Genomic DNA, 17,312 nt, shown 5'->3' on the forward strand with positions numbered 1-17,312 from the left:
AGAATCATGGGGCGCAAAGTGAGTCCGAAACAGGAACGGCTCCGTAGAATTACGCGCGCGCCGGTTCTGCGTGACTGATCACACGCTTCACGGTGGGGAACGTGCGACGCAGCTTGCGTTCGATCTCGTCGACGCTTTCGTGCACCTTGATCACACTCATCGAGGGCGCGGCGCGGCAATGGAAGTTGACGATCTCGCCGGCGTCGGTGTTGCGGACCCGCACATTATGGATGTCATGGATCGCGCCGCCATCGGCAAAGCCGGTCAGCGCGGTCTTGATGGCTTCGACGCGGTCGGGCGCGGCGTCGGTTCCCCACGGCAGTTCGGGCTCGAGCGGCTCGATATGGGTGTCGACCTCGACGTCCTCGCCAAAATCCTCGCGGATCGCGCGCTCGAGCTCGTGGGCGATGTCGTGGGCGGCGTCCAGCGCCATGTCGCTGTCCACCTCGAGGTCGATGCCGACGATCAGCTTGCCGCCGATATCGTGCACCGTGACGTGGTGGATGGCGAGGCCGGAATTGCGCGCGATCACCATGATGCGCTCGCGCACGCTCTCATTGTCGCGCGCCACCGGCACCGCGGTGAAGGTGAGGTCGGCGTCGCCGAACGTCTTGGTCATCGCCTGCTGCGCCCGGCGCTTGATGTCCTCGACGCGGTCGATCGGGTAGGTGCGCGGCACGGCGGCAATGGCGTCGATGAAATGCGTGGCGCCGACCATGCGGACCCGCAGCCGCTCGACGTCGACGACGCCCGGCACGGCCTTGATCGCCGCGGTGGCCTTTTCCAGCGCGCCTTCGGGCGCGCGGTCGAGCAGGGTCTCGACCGTCTCCCGCGCCATGCGCAGGCCGAGCAGGGCGATCATCACGGCAACCGCGATGGCGGCCGCGGCATCGCCCCACCAGAAGCCGAAGCCCGCCAGCACCAGGCCGACGATGACTGCCGCAGATCCCATCACGTCGGAGGCGAAATGCAGCGCGTCGGCGGCGAGCGCCTGGCTCTTGGTGTCGCGCGCGGCGCGGTGCAGCGCGCGGGCGCGCCACAGATTGACGCCGATATCGAGGACGAGGACGATGAAGGGAATGGCTGAGATCGACGGCGGCGGCGCGCCTTCGCGCAGATGGCTGTAGGCCTGCACCAGGATGCCACCGGCCAGCACGTAGAGCAGGGCGATGATGAAGAGCGCCGAGACGCTCTCGAACTTGCCGTGGCCGTAATGATGCTCGGCGTCGGCCGGCTGGTCCGACACCCGCACCACCGCCCAGGTGATGATGGTGGCGACCAGGTCGATCGAGGAGTGCAGCGCCTCGGAGATCAGCGCCAGCGACCCGATGGCGATACCGACGACGAACTTCGCCGCGGCCATGCTGCCGCTGGCAAGGATCGAGATCGCGGCGACTGATGTCTTGGTGCTGGATGCGCTCATGGGCGGCGGTTTAGCAGGGAGTCCGTGAACATCAAGTGTCAGTCGTCACGCGCAATCGCCACTCACTTGCAATTGCATCTTTGTGCCAACCACGCCGCCGTCGTGGCGAAAGCCAGGATCCATAGCCACAGGGTTGTGTTGTTGAAGTGAGCTGTAGCAACTGCCGTGTCATGACCCGCATCCGGGGTAATGGGTCCTGGCTTTCGCCAGGACGACACTGGAAGTGGTGCGCAGTGTGTGAAGCATACATCCTCGTTTTCGCGGCGCGCTTCACCCGAGCTTTGCAAAATCTTTTCCGCCCCGAAGCGCAGGGAATGCCAGGTGCGCGCTGCACCCGCGGTCTTGTGTTTGAGGCGAGGGATTGAGGGGTTTTGCTGAGTTGCCCGTCGTGTCGAACATGCAATACATGTCGCCAGTCACGATCTGTGATCGTAGGATGGGTAGAGCGAAGCGAAACCCATCAATTGCGCGGTGAGGTGATGGGTTTCGCTTCGCTCTACCCATCCTACGCACTATGGCGCAAGCGCCACAAGGGTACGGCAGTGATCAGCGTCAAAGGAGATCAACCATATGAACGAGAGGCCGATCCCAGAAGCTGCCCTACGCGATAAGAACGCAGTGGAAATGTTGCGTGTCTGGATCGCGGAAGAGCAGTTACAATGTTCGATGAAAGTTGGAATGTATCAGGAGACCATGAATATCCCAGAAGGTCGTGCTTGGGGGGTCATTCTTGCCGATGTAACCCGGCACGTCGCATCGGCGCTGGAAGCTGGCTATTCGGCCGATCGAGCCGAAATTATTCAGGAGATTCGTGCCAGTTACTTGAGGGAGCTTGGAAAGCCTTCGTCAGGCGCTACCGGCGAATTCATATAGTTCAAAAGCGAAACCCATCATCTCACCGCGTGGCCGCAATGGATGGGTTTCGCTTCGCTCTACCCATCCTACGGACCACTACGCCGGCAATCCGATGCTCGGAATTTGCTCGGGCAAATAATGGCCCGCACGAATTTCTTTCAGCAGGGTGCCGAAATCGGTGCCGGATTTGAAGCTCTGGTGGACGCGCGCCGGATCGAAGAATACGCCGATCGGATTTTCGGAGAATGCTCGGGACGTCCGCATGTACTCGGTCGACAGCTTCCAATCGGAAAAATTGTCGCTTTGCAGTTCAACGTAGTTGGCCTCGGGGTCCTGATAGTAGATCGAGATCGTCAAGCCATGATCGACGCTGAACGCCGGCTCGACGCCGGCCTTGCGCAAACGGTCGTACGACGACATCAGGTCAGCGAAGCTCGCGTATTCGAACGCACAATGGTGCATCCCGTTGTGACGGATCTTGTCGGCGTCGTCTCCGAGACCGGGCACAGCCAGGAATGCGATCCGATGGTTTGCCTCGTCATTCGACGTCCAGGCGGCCACTTCGTTTCGGAACTGCACCTGCGTGCCGAGAACAAGACCATACCATTCGATCATCTGGTCGAGGCGGCTGGTTTTCATCGTCACGTGGTGGAGCGAGGGTCTGATGACGGTCGTGGAAGTTGTCATGGCTTTCTCCTTTTCGCCGCAGAGTGTTCGCGTCAGGCCGCCGCGCAACGAGGATATCAAGCCGGGCGTGACGGCGGCAGCTTTTCCGGTTCAATTGAACCCGACATCGCTGATCTAGGTGGGCATCGCGTCGCGATGTCGCCAAAGCACCCACGAATCCCGCCAGCCCTGCCGCAGCTCGCGGGCTCGTGATCCAAAGCGACTACTTGCCATATATGGACCAATCGGTCTATATGTGGGGAATGAGCCGCCAAGCCCCCGTGCAGTTGCCCCGTGGCCGCCCGCGAAGCTTCGACATGGAAGCCGCCGTCGAACGTGCGATGGATGTGTTTTGGTCGCGCGGCTATCATGCCACGGCGCTTCCGGACCTGCTTCGTGCGACGAAGCTCTCGCGTGGCAGCCTTTATGCCGCTTTCGGCGACAAGCACTCGCTGTTCCTGCGCGCACTCGATCGCTACATCGCCGATGCGCTGACTCGGATGGATGTCGAACTCGCCCCCCGCAAAGAGCCGGTTGCCGGTCTGCGGACCTACCTTGCCGGTTACGTCGAGCGCGCCAGCGGCGCCAATGGCCGGCGCGGATGCCTGCTGGTGGCGACAGCCATGGAACTGGCCGGCCAGGATGCCGAGGTTGGCCGTCGCGTCGCAAGCTTTTTCAAAACCATGGAAGCCAGGGTGGCAGACGTGCTGTCTCGCGCGGAGGCGGCGGGCAGATTGGCCGATGGCGTCGAGCCCGCAAGTGCCGCCCGAATTCTCGTCTGTTTCGTTTGGGGGTTACGAGTGGTCGCCAAAACGGCACAGACGCGGATCACATGGCAAGCCACCGCTGACGCGCTTCTCGATCGCTTCATCAGATAAACGATAACCCATGGACGCCTTCGATATTGGTGCGTCCATATTTGGACTGATCGGTCTTGAAAGGAATGATGCCATGACTGCCATCCAGATCGTCTGCGCAGTGGCCGTTCCCTTGCTCTGGGGTCTTCAGTTCGTGGCCATCAAGGTGGGCGTCGCGGAGTTTCCGCCGCTGTTCTTCCTTGCACTGCGCTTCCTGGCGATCGCGCTGCTGCTCGTTCCGTTCGTCAAAAAGCCCACGCGTCAACAGTTCGGCCCTGTCGCAGCTATTTCGCTTTTCCTTGGTGGACTGAACTTCGGGCTGTTCTATGTTGGCCTTGGGCTCGGCTCGGGAAGCATATCGGCTGTCGCATATCAACTCGCGCCGCCTTTCACCGTCCTGCTGGCCTGGCCGCTGCTCGCGGAAAGGCCGTCTCTCGTCACGTCAGCCGGCGTGGTGCTTGCATTCGCCGGCGTGGTGGTGTTGGCAGCGGGGCCGGGGCTGTCGACCAACGCGCTTCCGCTGCTGCTTGTGGTCGGGGCGGCGTTCGCGTTCGCGGTGTCCAACGTCCTGACGAAACGCTACGGCCCGTTTGATCCCCTGATGTTGATGGGCTGGTCCTCGCTGCTCACCGTGCCGCAGGTGATGGTGATGTCGCTGCTGCTCGAATATGGACAGCTGGCGAGCCTTGGTACGGCGGATCAACGCGGCTGGCTGGCGCTCGCCTACACCATCTTCATCGGAGGCATTGTCGGCTTTGGCCTCTGGTTCTGGCTGATCGCGCGTTGCTCGATGGGCCGCGTCGCACCCTTCGGGCTGCTGCTACCGGTATTCGCGCTGATCTCGAGCGTGATGTTCCTTGGCGACAGCGTGACGCCGAAATTGGTTGTCGGCGGGCTGCTCGCAATCTCCGGCGTCGCCATTACACAGGTAAGACCGAGGCAGGCGCGTAGCGCGTAGGGCGGATTAGCCCACCGGGTCCGCGCGTAGCGCAGCCCGATGACAGGCTCCGGCGTAATCCGCCGTTGCACCCGATAGAAGATGGCGGAACTACGCTTCGCTAATCCGCCCTACGCACCTCGTCGCTACAGCGTCACCACGATCTTGCCGAGGTGCTTGTTGGCTTCCATGTGTTCGAACGCCTTGCCGACGTCGGCGAATTTGTAGACCTGGTCGATCGGCAGCCGCAGCTTGTGCGCCTCAACCGCGGGCCAGATGTCCTTGCGCCACCTCGTCGAAGATCTCGCGGATCTCCTCGATCGGGCGGGTGCGGAAGGTGTCGCCGATATACTATTCGCGCGCCGCCGAAGAGGATCTGTCCAGTCATGTTGCTGACGCAATCTCTGTCTTAGTCGGGCGAGAACTAAAAACACTGTGTGGGGCCGCTCCGGTTCCCACATTGGTTCCGTCGCCGGAGTTGGCGCGAATCCGCAAAGAATTGGCACGCGTTAACGCCTCCGCGTTCGCTCCACCAAGTCTTGCGGAATCGGGAACCGAACGATCAAAAATCAGTCAAGGAGTTATGATGCTGTTCGGCTCGAGCGCCGCAGTTTGCGGCGCCGTAGTTGCGCTTGCCGTTTTTGGCCCCGCTGCTGGAAGTGAAGTCGGTGCGGTTCATTCAAGCGATGTCGTCAATGCCGCTCGTGGGGATGCGATCGTTGGCGCGGCATCCATGTACAATCCGTTCAAGCCCGGCAAGGAGGAGGGCGGTCCGAGCACAGCCTCCGGCGAGCGCTATGATCGCTCGGTCTGGGCCGCTGCCATCAAGACAAGTTTGCGTCGGAAGTTTGGTGGGGTCGAATTCGGCGCGAGGCCGAAATATGCCTTGGTCGAGGCCGTAGGCAAGAAGGTCATCGTCAAGATAAATGATGTGGGGCCACTACGGCCTGGCCGCATCATTGACCTCAATGAGCGGACGATGCGCTATTTCGATCCAAGCCTGGAGCTCGGAGTCATTAGTGACGTAAAAGTTAGCCCGCTTGCGGGGGATTATTGGGTTCCCGGACCGGTCGGCTGAACACCGCACGCGAAAGAGCCAGGGCATAGCGCGTAGCAGGCGGATTAGCCCACCGGGTCCGCGCGAAGCGCGGCCCGATGACAGGCTCCAGCGTAACCCGCCGTTCCATCCGGAGAAAGGATGGCGGATTACGCTTCGCTAATCCGCCCCTCGTCGCTAGAGCGTCACCACGATCTTGCCGAGGTGCTTGTTGGCTTCCATGTGTTCGAATGCCTTGCCGATGTCGGCGAATTTGTAGACCTGGTCGATCGGCAGCTGCAGCTTGCGCGCTTCGACCGCGGGCCAAATGTCCTTGCGGACCTCGTCGAAGATTTCGCGGATCTCCTCGATCGAGCGGGTGCGGAAGGTGACGCCGATGTACTGGATGCGGCGCGCCGCGTGCAGGTCGAAGTTGAAGTCGGCGTGGGTGCCGCCGAGCCGGCCGACATTGACGATGCGGCCCTTGACCTTGGTCGCCTTCAGGTTCTGGTTTGCGACGGGTCCTGAGATCTGATCGACGATCAGATCGACGCCTTCGCCGCCGGTGGCTTGCAGCACCTGATCGACCCAGCCGGGATCCTTCGAGTCCACGGCGAGATCGGCGCCGAATTCCTTCAAGCGCCCGCGGCGCATCGCATCGGTCGATGATCCCACCACGAGCTTGGCGCCCTTCAGTTTTGCGATCTGCATCGCCATCAGGCCGACGCCGGAACTCGCGCCCTGGATCAGCACGGTCTGGCCCGGTTGCAAAGCGCCGTTGGTGACGACGGCGTTGTGCATGGTGGCGAGCGCGACGGGGAGGGTGGCGGCCTCGTCGAAGTTCATGTTCGAGGGGCTGCGAAACAGCCGGCCGTGATCGGCGAGCGTGTATTCGGCGAAGGCCGCTCCGCCCGAGCCCATGATCTTGTCGCCGACCTTGACGCCCTTGGCGTCGGGACCGAGCTCGGCGACCTCGCCGGCCCATTCCATGCCGAGCACGGTGCCGACGCCGCCGGCTGCGCCGTGGGCATGGCCCTTGGTCATGCCGAGATCGGCGCGGTTCAGGCCGCAGGCGTGAACCTTGACCAGCACCTGGGTGCCCTTCGGCGTGGGCTTCGCGACGTCGGTGATTTCAGGGCCGTTGGCTCCGTACACATAGGCTTTCATGGGCTTCTTCTCGTTTGGGTCTAACGTGAGGTGAACTCTGTTCCGTCATCCCCGCGCAAAGGCTTCGCCTTTGTCGCTTGAGGTGCGAGCGAAGCGAGCCTCGAAGGATAAACGGCCCGGCCGGTGGCCGTCGACCCTTCGAGACGGCCGCTGCGCGGCCTCCTCGGGGTGACGGCACTTGAGACCTATTCCGCGGCCTGGCGCTTGCCGGCGGCCGTCATGCGGTCCAGACGTTCGCGGATGATCGCTTCCGCCTCGCTTACGATGCGCGAGATCAGTTCGGCGCAGGACGGAATGTCGTGGATCAGGCCCTGCACCTGGCCGGCCGACCAGATGCCTTCGTCGGCATCGCCGGTGGCGTAGACCATCTTGCCGCGGGCGCCGGCGACCAGCTCGCGGACGTCCTCGAACTTGGCGCCTTCCTTCTCCATCTGCACGACCTTGGTCGAGATCGCATTCCTGGCGACGCGCGAGGTGTTGCGCATGGTGCGGAAGATCAGCTCGGTCTCGCGCTCGTCATTGGCGACGATGCGTTCCTTGACGAGCTGATGGATCGGGCTCTCCTTGGTGCACATGAAGCGCGTGCCCATGTTGATGCCTTCGGCGCCGAGCGCCAGCGCTGCGACGAGGCCGCGGGCATCGCCGAAGCCGCCCGAGGCGATCATCGGGATCTTCACCTTGTCGGCGGCGGCCGGAATCAGGATCAGGCCGGGGGTGTCGTCCTCGCCGGGATGGCCCGCGCATTCAAAGCCGTCGATCGAGATCGCGTCGGCGCCCATCCGCTCGGCGGACAGCGCGTGGCGGACGCTGGTGCATTTGTGCAGCACCTTGACGCCGTGCCGCTTGAACTCGTCGACATGTTCCTGCGGCTTGTTACCGGCGGTCTCGACGATCTTGATGCCGCTCTCGATGATCGCCTGGCGATACTCGGCATAAGGCGGCGGCTTGATCGCGGGCAGGATGGTCAGGTTGACGCCGAACGGCTTGTCGGTCAGCTCGCGGCAGCGCGCGATTTCCTTGCGCAGATCGTCCGGCGTCGGCTGCGTCAGCGCGGTGATCATGCCGAGCGCGCCGGCATTGGCGACGGCGGCAACCAGCTCCGCGCGCCCGACCCATTGCATGCCGCCCTGCACGATCGGGTGGTCGACGCCGAACATTTCGGTGAAGCGTGTCTTGATCATTCTGCCCTCGTTTCCATCTGAATTTTCCGCGACGCGGACGGCCGCGCACGGTGTTGTTTTTGGATGTCGAGGGAAGGATGCAGTCCTGTCCGGCAAATGTCTACCGGCGACGTGCGGCGCGCCCATGCGGAAATGGACGGGGCGCGGCGATCAGGCGAGGGCAGAACGGAAATCTTTCGTCATCTCTTCAGGCGCTGCTGATCGCACGCAGCGCCTGGCCGAGAGCAGTGACAGCCGGGATGCTGGTTACGCTGGCACGGCGTCCTTCTTCGACGCGGAAGTTTCCTCGTCGAACGCGGCCGCGATGTCGCGCATGCTGACGACGCCGATCAGGCTGTAATTGTCGATCACGGGCACGTGGCGAATGTGGTGCTTGGTCATGAGATGACGGATGTGCTCGAGCGTGTCGCTCGAGGTGCACGACACCAGCTGCTGCACCGAGACCAGCTGCGAGACCTTCATGCTGGCGCCCGCGGCGCCGTGCTCGGCAATCGCGCGCACCACGTCGCGCTCGGTGAACATGCCGACGGCGGTGTTGCCCTCGGTGCGAACGACATCCTTGACCACGAGCGCGCTGATATTGCTGGCGCGCATCAATTGCGCGGCGATCGCCACCGTCTCGTTCATGCGAACCGTGGCGACGCGAGGGGTCTTCTTGCGCAGGATATCTCCGACTTGCATGGCAACCTCCTTGGTTATCGTTGACAGGATTCTGGTATACAAAATGCCAATTGTCAACGCCGCCGTGACTGGAATCTACCACCTGGAAACAGCCGAAATAGGCAGAGTCGCTGACGTTTCAGACGATTGTGACCTGTTGTGAGCGGGCAGGCCATCGGCCGCTCAAGGTCCTTGTGGTATCTGGCATCCCTGTCGGGTCAAACGAAAGAGGCGCACCGAAGTGCGCCTCCATCCGTTCCGTGAAAAGCTCGGGACGACATTTGCTCCGTCATTGCGAGGAGCGAAGCGACGAAGCAATCCATCCCTCGCCGGGGGGATAAATGGATTGCTTCGCTCCGCTCGCAATGACGGCTAGAGAGTGGCGCGCTTCTTTCAAGCGGTCTTGGCGTTCGTCGCGGTCTCGGCTGCGGCGGCAGCCTCGTTGCCGTTGATGAAGGCGCGGCGCATCGGCTTGATCACGAACAGCGCCATCAGCGCGGCGGTGGCATTGAGCGCGACCGCGATCACAAACACCGCCTGCCAGCCATAGCTGGCGGCAACGATGCTGGCGGCCGGCACCAACAGCGCGGCGGTGCCCTTTGCGGTGTAGAGCATGCCGTTGTTGGTGGTCGCGAACTTCGAGCCGAAGGTGTCGCCGGAGGTCGCCGGGAACAACGAGTAGATCTCGCCGAACACGCCGAAATAGACCGCGGTCGCCAGCACGAACACCAGCGGGTTGTGGCCCCAGGTGGACAGCGTCAGCAGCATCAGCGCGCCGGTACCGAACGCGATGAACATGGTGTGCTCGCGGCCGATATTGTCGGAGACCCAGCCGAAGAACGGCCGTCCGAAGCCGTCGAAGATGCGGTCGAGCGAGATCGCAAAGGTCAGCGCGGCCATCTGGAAGCCGGCAAGCGAGACCGGCGTGGTGGCGATCTTGTAGTCGTGCGCGATCGGCGCGATCTGCGCCGCCGCCATCAGGCCGCCGGAGGCGACCATCACGAACACCAGATACATCACCCAGAAGATCGGGCTGCGCAGCACCTGCGGCGGCGTGAAGTCGATCTTGGTCTGCGGCAGGTTGAGCTGCTTCTTCTTCGGCGGGATCGTGACCGCAGGCTTCTGGATGAAGAACGCGAGCAGGAACACGATCAGGCCTTGCCCGATTCCGAAATCGAAGAACGCGGTCTGATAGCCGCTCGAGGCGATCATGTTGGCGATCGGCACCACGGTCAGCGCAGCGCCGGCGCCGAAGCCTGCGGCGGTTGCGCCGGCGGCGAGGCCGCGGCGATCGGGAAACCATTTCAGCGCATTGCCGACGCAGGTGCCGTACACCGAGCCGGCGCCGATGCCACCGATGACAGCCGCGGCGTAGAGCAGGGTGAGTGAGTCAGCGTAGGAGTTCAGCACCCAGGACAGCGTGATCATGACGCCGCCGAACATGATGACGATCCGCGGGCCGTATTTGTCGACGAACCAGGCCTCGACCGGCACCAGCCAGGTCTCCGTCACCACGAAGATCGTGAAGGCGAACTGGATCGCCGCGCGGCCCCAGTGATGCGCGCCGTCGATCGGATCGACGAACAGCGTCCAGCCATATTGCAGGTTGGCGATCATCGCCATGCAGACGATGCCCATGACGAGCTGAAGCCAGCGGAAGCCACTGGACGAAGGTTGTGCTTGTGTTACGGCGGCATTGCTGGAAACCATCAAATCCTCCCGAGCGCGCCTGGTCTTGTTGTGACCCAGTGTCGCAATTCTTGTGGCGTATCGTCGCAAGCGCTTAGTCGGAGGTTGGTATACTATATTCCAGAAAGCAAGCCCATCTTTCTGCTGCGTCGCAACAAAACTGGCATACGAAGCGCCGGTTCGGGCGCGTATCCGAGCTCCTTAAGGGACGCCGGAAAATGAAAACGCCCGGCGTTGGCCGGGCGCTTTCGTCAGCTGAAGAGTGGCGCGTTGCTTAGGCCATCGCCGCCGATTTCTCGACCACGATTTTCCGCCAAGGCTTGAGCACGGCGATCGCAAGCAGCGAGGCAAGGATGTTGGCGCCGGCTGCGATGATGAACACGTTGTCCCAATGGCCCGACGACTGCTGCATGTAATTGGCGATCGGCACAAGGAGCGCAGCAGTGCCTTTCGCGGTGTAGAGCAGGCCCGCATTGGTCGTCGCGAACTTTGCGCCGAATGTGTCGGTGCAGGTCGAGGGGAAGAGCGAGTAGATCTCACCCCAGGCGAAGAACACGAAGCCCGAGAGCAGCACGAACCAGACCGGGTCGTGGCCCCAGAGGTAGAGCATCCAGATGCCGAGGCCTTCCATGCCGAAGGCGATGAACATCGTGTTCTCGCGGCCGATCATGTCGGAGATCCAGCCGAAGAACGGACGCGTCAGACCGTTGAGGACGCGGTCGATGGTGGCCGCGAAGGTCACGGCCGTCATCGTCACCGCCATCAGCGTGACCGGCACGCTGTCGACCTTCCAGTCGACCGCGATAGGCTTCAGGTTCGCCGTCACCATCAGGCCGCCGGCGCCGACGATCACGAACATGAAGTACATCAGCCAGAAGATCGGCTGCCGCAGCACTTCGGTCGGCTGATAGTTGCGTCGGGTCTGGATGATGTTGGCATTCGCGACGACGGCCGGCACCTGACCGGCCTTCGGCGCGAGCAGGAAGAAGGCGAGCAGCACGATGATGATGCCCTGGCCGAGACCGAAATAAAGGAAGGTGGTCTGGAAGCCGGAGTCCTTGATCATCGCCTGGATCGGCGCGACCGTGAGCGCGGAGCCCGCGCCGAAACCGGCTGCGGTGATGCCCGCCGCAAGACCGCGCTTGTCGGGAAACCATTTCAGCGCGTTGCCGACGCAGGTGCCATAGACGCCGCCGGCGCCGATGCCGGCGATGATCATGCCGAGATAGTAGCCGTTCAGCGAGGTCGCCTGCGCGTTGATCGCCCACCCGATCGCGCAGAGAATGCCGCCGATCAGCACGACGAGGCGCGGACCATATTTATCGACGAACCAGCCTTCGACCGGCACCAGCCAGGTCTCGAACAGCACGAACAGCGTGAAGGCCCACTGGATCGATGCGCGATCCCATCCGAATTTCTTCTGGATGTCGGGGACGAAGAACGTCCACCCGTATTGATAGTTTGCGATCATCACCATTGCGGCGACGCCGATCGCAAGTTGCGTCCAGCGATAGGCATCGCTGACACGTGCGGCCGCGGGGGCCGCAGTTGCATGAACCATGTCCGACATTGATCCTCCCAGTGCGCGCTTTGTCATTCTGCTTGTGGCGCGGCTCGGTCATCTTGGTATTTGATATGCCAAGGTTCAAGCTGACGCAGAGGTCGCGTGCGCATATGCCGCAGAGAACTCAAGGCGGTCACCGCGGTGAGAGTAATTCAGCGCGCAAAAAAAATGGCCCCGAAAATCGGGGCCATTGGTCGAAGGTTCAATGCACGTCGCGCGTCGCGACGAAACAGTCTCGGTGAAGCGTGTGCAGAATCCTTCAGGCCTCAGAGGCCGAAGCGCGGCAGGTCGCCATTACGGTTCGCGATTTCCGCGCTCTTCATCAGCAGGCGGTCGATCGTGGCCATCAGGCGGCCGAACAGGGTGGAGGAGGGCGCGAGCGCGAGTGCAGAAGTCTTGGACATTGGTGTCCCCTTTGGCTGGAGGGCCAGCAACGGGCCGGCTCATCATCTGCAGCCAAATTATGTATACCAGATGCCAGAGACAATGGACTTGTTTGCATAGCAGCATACGCGATTGTGCAATGCAACAAGATAGGTGGGGTTGGCATCCCAGATTGAAGGGGAGCGCATTGAAACCACGGCCAAGTCCAAGCAATCGCGGGCCTTCGCCAGATCCAGCAATCCTGCTGCTCTTGCGCGGTGCCCTTCGATGCGGCCGGACCGACGCCGTCGCTGCCGTCATAAAGAAAGGCCGCCGAATGCGGCGGCCTTGAGTGACTGGGTTTGCTTTTCTTCTTGGCCGATGAAGGGTCGGGGCCAGATCCCTTCACCGCGTCCAGTCTTCGCCCGCGCACAGCGTTCCCATGCAGCCGCGAACGTTCAGCGTGCCCGACGACACCAGCGTCACCGAGCTCTCATAGGTCTTGCCGTCATCGGCGTTGTAGATCCTGCCGGCCCATTTGTTCGGGCCTGCGGGCTGCATGTTGATGAAGAGCGAGATGCCCATCACCGGCCGGGTCCGCAGCGTGGGATCGGCATTCTTGTCGTCGCGCTGCGGCTTGCCGGTGGCCTTGTCGGTCGGCTCCTTCAGCCAGACGACGCGGCCGCACAGCGCGCTGCCGCAGCGGTGGACCTTGATCCTGGCGTCACCGGACTGGGTCAGCCAGACGCCGGCCGGATCGTTGGCCTTGTCGTTGGCTTTGGCGGCATCGGCGGCGCTGCCGAGCAGTGGAATGTAGAACGCTGCCACGATCAGGCGGCGCGTGAGGTGAGCGCGAATCAGCTGTTTCAGGGCCTTGGCGAGGCCGTCATTATCTGGGGGTAACGTCATTATCCACCTTCTTCATGAAAAATTTCATGATAAACATGAAATAAATCACGTTTAAGGTTGAGTCAACAACATTACCGCAGCATGATGCTGCCCGGCCGTAACGGCCTGCATGGGCAAAAAATTATTCGGATGGATGCGATGAGGAAATCGGTTCGTGAGCAGCGCCAGCTTTGGTTTCGCCGGCTCGATCGGACGTTCTGGGTGATCTGGGCCGCGCTGCCGGTGGTGCTGTGGCTGGCCTATTACCGCAGCACGACTGCCGCGGGCGCGATCGCCGAAAGCCTCACCGCCGAGCAGGCGAAATGCGCGGCCATCGTCGCCGACCCGCTCACCATGTCGGCCAAGGGGCAGATGCTGTTCTGGGCGCTGTTCGCGCTTGGGGTATCGTTTTATGCCGTGTTGATCGGCATCCTTCATCGCATGGTGAACCGATTCGCCAATGGGCGAATCTTCGTGTCGGAAACCTTGCAGGGTGTGTGGTGGATGGGGATCTTCCTGGTGGTCTGGCCGTTTGTCGATACGATCACCACCAACGCGGTCGCCTATGCCTTGTACAAGCTCGGCGACATCAAGTTCTTCCTGCCGAGCTACGGCGTCGACGTCGGCACCATCGCAGGCGGCGTTTTCCTGATGGCGCTGAAGTTCGTGATCGAGCACGCCATCCTGCTGCAGTCCGAAAACGAGCTCACGATCTGAGGTGAATGCTGGTGCCCATCGTGGTGAACCTCGATGTCATGCTTGCAAAGCGCAAGCGCCGCCTCGGAGACCTCGCGGAGGCGATCGGCATCTCGATCCAGAACCTGTCGATCCTGAAAACCGGCAAGGCGAAGGCGATGCGCTTCTCGACGCTGTCGGCGATCTGCCGCGAGCTGGACTGTCGGCCGGGCGACATTCTGGAATATGTGCCGGGCGATGAGGGTGAGGCCGAAGGCGGCGAGGGCGGATGATCGAGCGGGATTGATCGCGCGCGAGTGTCCCCGAGCACACCCTGGTCCATTGGTCCAATGTCGGCGTGTCAGATTTTGCTTCTCGGCTGCCCCTTCGAGTTCCGCCGCCCCTCGTTAATCACGGCAGTGGTTTGCCTCTTTGCCTAGACAAGATGCAAATCGCACTAAGGTCCGCTTCTGATCTGAAGTGGTCATCAGAGCGACAGCGAGAGTTCTTGCGCCAACAGGGAAAATGATTGCTGATGATCTCACCGAAACGCGGCGGGATCGGCCCGATTCGTATTCCGGATGCCGCCGCGCCTAGTGTACCATCGCTGTTGGGTCAACGGTGCTGCCCGATGGCCCCTCGTTCCGAAGTTGGCTAGCGCCACTCTACTCACGATCGTGCGGCCATGTTTTGGTCAAAACTGCGTCCGCATTGTTGAGATGCCCACTGCAAAGGCTTGCGATGGAAAGGGCAACGTTCGCCAAGGCCAAGATTGTCGCTTTTGGCGACGCTCGGAGCGTTGCGACCTACGCGGTCGAAATCCTGATAGTTGCCGCGATTTATGCTGGTCTTGCCGAATCCGCGCGGTTCCTTCCCGCAATAAATCCAACGGCGACACCGCTATGGCCACCAACCGGGCTTGCCCTCGCGCTGGTCCTGCTGCGCGGCTACCGGATCTGGCCCGCGGTCCTGGTGGGGGCCGTCTCGCCTTACCTCATGGCCGACCGATCGCTCCTGGAGATCGGCGCCGCCGGGATCGGCAGCCTCCTTGCCGCATGTGCCGGGACATGGCTGATCGGCCGCTGGTCGAACGGTCGCCAGACGTTTGCCACGCCGTCCGGTGTCGCTAAGTTTGCAATCATTTCGTTTGCGCCGACCACGATGATCAGTTCAGCCATCGCCTTGGCCGGCTTCACGCTCACCAACGAATCGAGCTTTTCCGATTCTGTCGTCGCCGGGTTGACCTGGTGGCTTGCGGACGCCGCCGGGGCCCTGGTGATTGCTCCGGTCATCGTGCTCTGGGCGACGATGCCGTTACGCATTGCTTCCAGATGGGCGTCGTTGGAATCGATCACGGTCGCTGCTCTCGCTGGTATCATCGGGCTCGCTACTTACAGCCCGCTGATCGGTAGCGATCTCGTCAGCAACGGCCTCGACGTGTTGCTGCCACATCGCAGCCTTCTGGGCTTTCTGGTTCTGCTGCCCTTGATCTGGGCCGGTCTGCGCGGCGATCGATGCACCGTGGCGACGGCCGCGTTCATTTTCATCGGAACTGCCGTGTGGGGGTTCTCGGTGGGGAATGATCCATTTCCGAAAATCGATCCAAACGGTGCGCTGTTATCCTTGTTCGTGCTTTCGATCATCGTGTCGGCGCCTCCGCTTGCGCTGGCCGCGGCCAGCGCGACGCGCCAGGCCAGAGAAGCCCATTTGCTTTCAATCCAGGATCAGCTGAACGGTCAACTTGAACGGAAAGCCCTGGCGCTCGACAGCATCAGACGGCACTTCCAGACCCTTATCGAGGGCGTTGTCGACTACGCAATCTTTGCGCTTGATCGAGAAGGACACGTGACGAGCTGGAATAGCACCGCTCAAAAGATCATCGGCTACAGCTCGGAAGAAATCATAGGCAAGCACTTCGGGATCTTCTATCGGCCGGACGAACGCCGCGCGGGTTCACCGACACACGCGCTGGAGTCGGCAATCGAAAGCGGCAAGTACGACGTAGAGGGTTGGCGTATCAGAAAGAATGGTACGCCGTTTTTCATCACGGGCTCAGTCTCTTCGAGCCATGATGATGCAGGAAATCTGATCGGTTTTATCAGTATCCTGCGCGACGCGACGGAGCGCCGCGACGCGGAGGAGAAGCTGGTCCAGGCGCGCGAACAGCTCGCGATGTCTCAGAAGATGGAGGCAATCGGCAAGCTGACTGGCGGGATTGCACACGACTTCAATAATCTATTGATGATCATCGGAGGCAGTGCTCAGATATTTCAACGCCTGCTTGATCCAAAACTGCCAAAGGCCATCGAAGCCATACAAACCGCGGCCAAACGCGGCGAGAGCCTCACGCGCCAATTGTTGACATTCTCTCGTCACCAGCACCTCAGCCCGACGGTCGTCGATCTGAATGCGTCCATCAAGAACATGCGGACCATGATCGAGAGCTCGCTGCGCGGCAACATCGTGTACAACGAGAACGTTGGCGACGGTGTTTCGCCGGTCAAGGTGGACCTCGCCGAGCTGGAGCTTGCGATCGTCAACATCGCCGTTAACGCGCGAGATGCAATGACAAGCGGCGGCACATTCACGTTGTCCGTCCACGCGGTCACCGCCAATCAGGAAACCGGCGGCGATCGGCGTGGCAAGGCCTTCTTTGCGATCACGCTTGGCGATACGGGCACCGGTATTCCGCCAAATCTTCTGTCCAAGATGTTCGATCCGTTCTTCACGACCAAGGAGGTCGGCAAAGGGACCGGGCTCGGTTTGTCCCAGGTCTATGGTTTTGCGCACCAGGCGGGCGGAACCGTGACGGCAGACAGCAAGGTTGGACAAGGGACAACGATTACAATCTATCTGCCATCCTGTGCGGACGAGCAAATCACCAGCAAGGAGCTCGCCGCTGCCCGGGCAAAGCCAAGGCAGCCGCCGCGGCAGACGGTTCTCGTTGTCGACGACAGCCCCGAAGTGGCGGACGTGACATCCTCGCTGTTCGAGCATCTGGGTTATGAAACCATCTACCGAGATTCGGCCGAAGCGGCATTGAAGTTGCTCGATAGCGGTACAAGGATCGATCTCGTCTTCAGCGATATCGTCATGCCGGGGACCATCGATGGCGTCGGGCTCGCGAGAGAAGTTCGGTCGCGGTACCCCGGTTTGCCCATAGCCCTCACAACCGGTTACAGCGACGCCGCAAAGGCAGCCCCGCCAAGCCTGAAAATCCTCCGCAAGCCGTTCGATACCGAGGCGCTCAGAGACTTTATCCAGGATCTTGCGCCGCCGAGATCGACGCGCTCATCCGGCGTACCTTTGGCGTCAAACACGACTGACGCTGTGCGCAGAAGCTGACCGGTC

General features: G+C 61.8%; 16 protein-coding genes and 1 pseudogene. 7 read left to right on the forward strand and 10 right to left on the reverse strand.

Annotated features, from left to right (window positions below):
* Positions 1–49: 49 nt before the first annotated feature.
* Positions 50–1,423 (reverse strand): cation diffusion facilitator family transporter, encoded by a 1,374-nt coding sequence (locus Q0030_RS13855; RefSeq protein ID WP_298367654.1) that lies wholly within the window; start codon positions 1,421–1,423, stop codon positions 50–52.
* Positions 1,424–1,993: 570 nt separating this feature from the next.
* On the opposite strand from Q0030_RS13855, the gene Q0030_RS13860 reads away from it, so the two are divergent.
* Positions 1,994–2,296 carry a DUF5076 domain-containing protein gene (locus tag Q0030_RS13860; protein ID WP_298367657.1) on the forward strand — a complete coding sequence of 101 codons (303 nt, stop codon included), beginning with the start codon at positions 1,994–1,996 and terminating at the stop codon, positions 2,294–2,296.
* 78 nt (positions 2,297–2,374) lie between these two features.
* Here Q0030_RS13860 and Q0030_RS13865 read toward each other — a convergent pair whose 3' ends face one another.
* Positions 2,375–3,013 (reverse strand): VOC family protein, encoded by a 639-nt coding sequence (locus tag Q0030_RS13865; RefSeq protein ID WP_298367659.1) that lies wholly within the window; start codon positions 3,011–3,013, stop codon positions 2,375–2,377.
* Between the two features lie 248 nt (positions 3,014–3,261).
* Between Q0030_RS13865 and Q0030_RS13870 the strand changes: the two genes are divergently transcribed.
* Both Q0030_RS13870 and Q0030_RS13875 read left to right on the forward strand, forming a co-directional pair.
* Complete coding sequence (locus Q0030_RS13870; protein ID WP_298367662.1) at positions 3,262–3,822, forward strand: TetR/AcrR family transcriptional regulator; 561 nt, start codon at positions 3,262–3,264, stop codon at positions 3,820–3,822.
* A gap of 73 nt (positions 3,823–3,895) precedes the next feature.
* Positions 3,896–4,759, forward strand: coding sequence for an EamA family transporter (locus Q0030_RS13875; protein ID WP_298368038.1), 864 nt, complete (start codon positions 3,896–3,898; stop codon positions 4,757–4,759).
* A 125-nt stretch (positions 4,760–4,884) separates the two neighbouring features.
* Here Q0030_RS13875 and Q0030_RS13880 read toward each other — a convergent pair.
* Positions 4,885–5,104, reverse strand: a pseudogene (locus Q0030_RS13880) (zinc-binding dehydrogenase); the annotation flags it as partial.
* Positions 5,105–5,321: 217 nt separating this feature from the next.
* On the opposite strand from Q0030_RS13880, the gene Q0030_RS13885 reads away from it, so the two are divergent.
* Positions 5,322–5,816 carry a septal ring lytic transglycosylase RlpA family protein gene (locus tag Q0030_RS13885; protein ID WP_363323456.1) on the forward strand — a complete coding sequence of 165 codons (495 nt, stop codon included), beginning with the start codon at positions 5,322–5,324 and terminating at the stop codon, positions 5,814–5,816.
* Positions 5,817–5,972: 156 nt separating this feature from the next.
* On the opposite strand, the gene Q0030_RS13890 is transcribed toward Q0030_RS13885, so the two are convergent.
* From Q0030_RS13890 to Q0030_RS13920, 7 genes are all read right to left on the reverse strand, one after another.
* Complete coding sequence (locus Q0030_RS13890; protein ID WP_298367667.1) at positions 5,973–6,941, reverse strand: zinc-binding dehydrogenase; 969 nt, start codon at positions 6,939–6,941, stop codon at positions 5,973–5,975.
* Positions 6,942–7,126: 185 nt separating this feature from the next.
* Positions 7,127–8,122 (reverse strand): nitronate monooxygenase family protein, encoded by a 996-nt coding sequence (locus tag Q0030_RS13895; protein ID WP_298367670.1) that lies wholly within the window; start codon positions 8,120–8,122, stop codon positions 7,127–7,129.
* A 246-nt stretch (positions 8,123–8,368) separates the two neighbouring features.
* Complete coding sequence (locus Q0030_RS13900; protein ID WP_092125272.1) at positions 8,369–8,803, reverse strand: CBS domain-containing protein; 435 nt, start codon at positions 8,801–8,803, stop codon at positions 8,369–8,371.
* Positions 8,804–9,175: 372 nt separating this feature from the next.
* Positions 9,176–10,492: an oxalate/formate MFS antiporter gene (gene oxlT, locus Q0030_RS13905; protein WP_298367675.1), complete on the reverse strand. Its 1,317-nt coding sequence runs from the start codon at positions 10,490–10,492 to the stop codon at positions 9,176–9,178.
* Between the two features lie 253 nt (positions 10,493–10,745).
* Positions 10,746–12,041 (reverse strand): oxalate/formate MFS antiporter, encoded by a 1,296-nt coding sequence (gene oxlT, locus Q0030_RS13910; protein WP_298367678.1) that lies wholly within the window; start codon positions 12,039–12,041, stop codon positions 10,746–10,748.
* Between the two features lie 260 nt (positions 12,042–12,301).
* Positions 12,302–12,439 carry a hypothetical protein gene (locus Q0030_RS13915; protein ID WP_298367680.1) on the reverse strand — a complete coding sequence of 46 codons (138 nt, stop codon included), beginning with the start codon at positions 12,437–12,439 and terminating at the stop codon, positions 12,302–12,304.
* A gap of 364 nt (positions 12,440–12,803) precedes the next feature.
* Positions 12,804–13,310, reverse strand: coding sequence for a DUF2147 domain-containing protein (locus Q0030_RS13920; RefSeq protein ID WP_298368041.1), 507 nt, complete (start codon positions 13,308–13,310; stop codon positions 12,804–12,806).
* A gap of 135 nt (positions 13,311–13,445) precedes the next feature.
* Between Q0030_RS13920 and Q0030_RS13925 the strand changes: the two genes are divergently transcribed.
* The 3 genes from Q0030_RS13925 (at position 13,446) to Q0030_RS13935 (ending at position 17,306) form a co-directional block, all read left to right on the forward strand.
* On the forward strand, positions 13,446–14,003 hold the full coding sequence (locus Q0030_RS13925; RefSeq protein ID WP_298367683.1) for a DUF2975 domain-containing protein: 558 nt from the start codon (positions 13,446–13,448) through the stop codon (positions 14,001–14,003).
* A gap of 5 nt (positions 14,004–14,008) precedes the next feature.
* Positions 14,009–14,254, forward strand: a complete 246-nt coding sequence (locus Q0030_RS13930) for a helix-turn-helix transcriptional regulator (RefSeq protein ID WP_298367685.1) — start codon at positions 14,009–14,011, stop codon at positions 14,252–14,254.
* Positions 14,255–14,702: 448 nt separating this feature from the next.
* The gene (locus Q0030_RS13935) at positions 14,703–17,306 is read left to right on the forward strand and encodes an MASE1 domain-containing protein (protein WP_298367687.1); all 2,604 of its coding nucleotides are present in this window, start codon (positions 14,703–14,705) and stop codon (positions 17,304–17,306) included.
* Positions 17,307–17,312 lie beyond the last annotated feature (6 nt).

Source organism: uncultured Bradyrhizobium sp. (assembly GCF_947648125.1).
Classification (GTDB): Bacteria; Pseudomonadota; Alphaproteobacteria; order Rhizobiales; family Xanthobacteraceae; genus Bradyrhizobium.

What these genes read in the sequence shown, in the direction of transcription:
- Q0030_RS13855 (WP_298367654.1), bottom strand. Translation starts at nt 1,423, where the DNA reads ATGAGCGCATCCAGCACCAAGACATCAGTCGCCGCGATCTCGATCCTT.
- Q0030_RS13860 (WP_298367657.1), top strand. Translation starts at nt 1,994, where the DNA reads ATGAACGAGAGGCCGATCCCAGAAGCTGCCCTACGCGATAAGAACGCA.
- Q0030_RS13870 (WP_298367662.1), top strand. Translation starts at nt 3,262, where the DNA reads ATGGAAGCCGCCGTCGAACGTGCGATGGATGTGTTTTGGTCGCGCGGC.
- Q0030_RS13875 (WP_298368038.1), top strand. Translation starts at nt 3,896, where the DNA reads ATGACTGCCATCCAGATCGTCTGCGCAGTGGCCGTTCCCTTGCTCTGG.
- Q0030_RS13885 (WP_363323456.1), top strand. Translation starts at nt 5,322, where the DNA reads ATGATGCTGTTCGGCTCGAGCGCCGCAGTTTGCGGCGCCGTAGTTGCG.
- Q0030_RS13890 (WP_298367667.1), bottom strand. Translation starts at nt 6,941, where the DNA reads ATGAAAGCCTATGTGTACGGAGCCAACGGCCCTGAAATCACCGACGTC.
- Q0030_RS13895 (WP_298367670.1), bottom strand. Translation starts at nt 8,122, where the DNA reads ATGATCAAGACACGCTTCACCGAAATGTTCGGCGTCGACCACCCGATC.
- Q0030_RS13900 (WP_092125272.1), bottom strand. Translation starts at nt 8,803, where the DNA reads ATGCAAGTCGGAGATATCCTGCGCAAGAAGACCCCTCGCGTCGCCACG.
- oxlT (WP_298367675.1), bottom strand. Translation starts at nt 10,492, where the DNA reads ATGGTTTCCAGCAATGCCGCCGTAACACAAGCACAACCTTCGTCCAGT.
- oxlT (WP_298367678.1), bottom strand. Translation starts at nt 12,041, where the DNA reads ATGTCGGACATGGTTCATGCAACTGCGGCCCCCGCGGCCGCACGTGTC.
- Q0030_RS13915 (WP_298367680.1), bottom strand. Translation starts at nt 12,439, where the DNA reads ATGTCCAAGACTTCTGCACTCGCGCTCGCGCCCTCCTCCACCCTGTTC.
- Q0030_RS13925 (WP_298367683.1), top strand. Translation starts at nt 13,446, where the DNA reads ATGAGGAAATCGGTTCGTGAGCAGCGCCAGCTTTGGTTTCGCCGGCTC.
- Q0030_RS13930 (WP_298367685.1), top strand. Translation starts at nt 14,009, where the DNA reads ATGCTGGTGCCCATCGTGGTGAACCTCGATGTCATGCTTGCAAAGCGC.
- Q0030_RS13935 (WP_298367687.1), top strand. Translation starts at nt 14,703, where the DNA reads ATGGAAAGGGCAACGTTCGCCAAGGCCAAGATTGTCGCTTTTGGCGAC.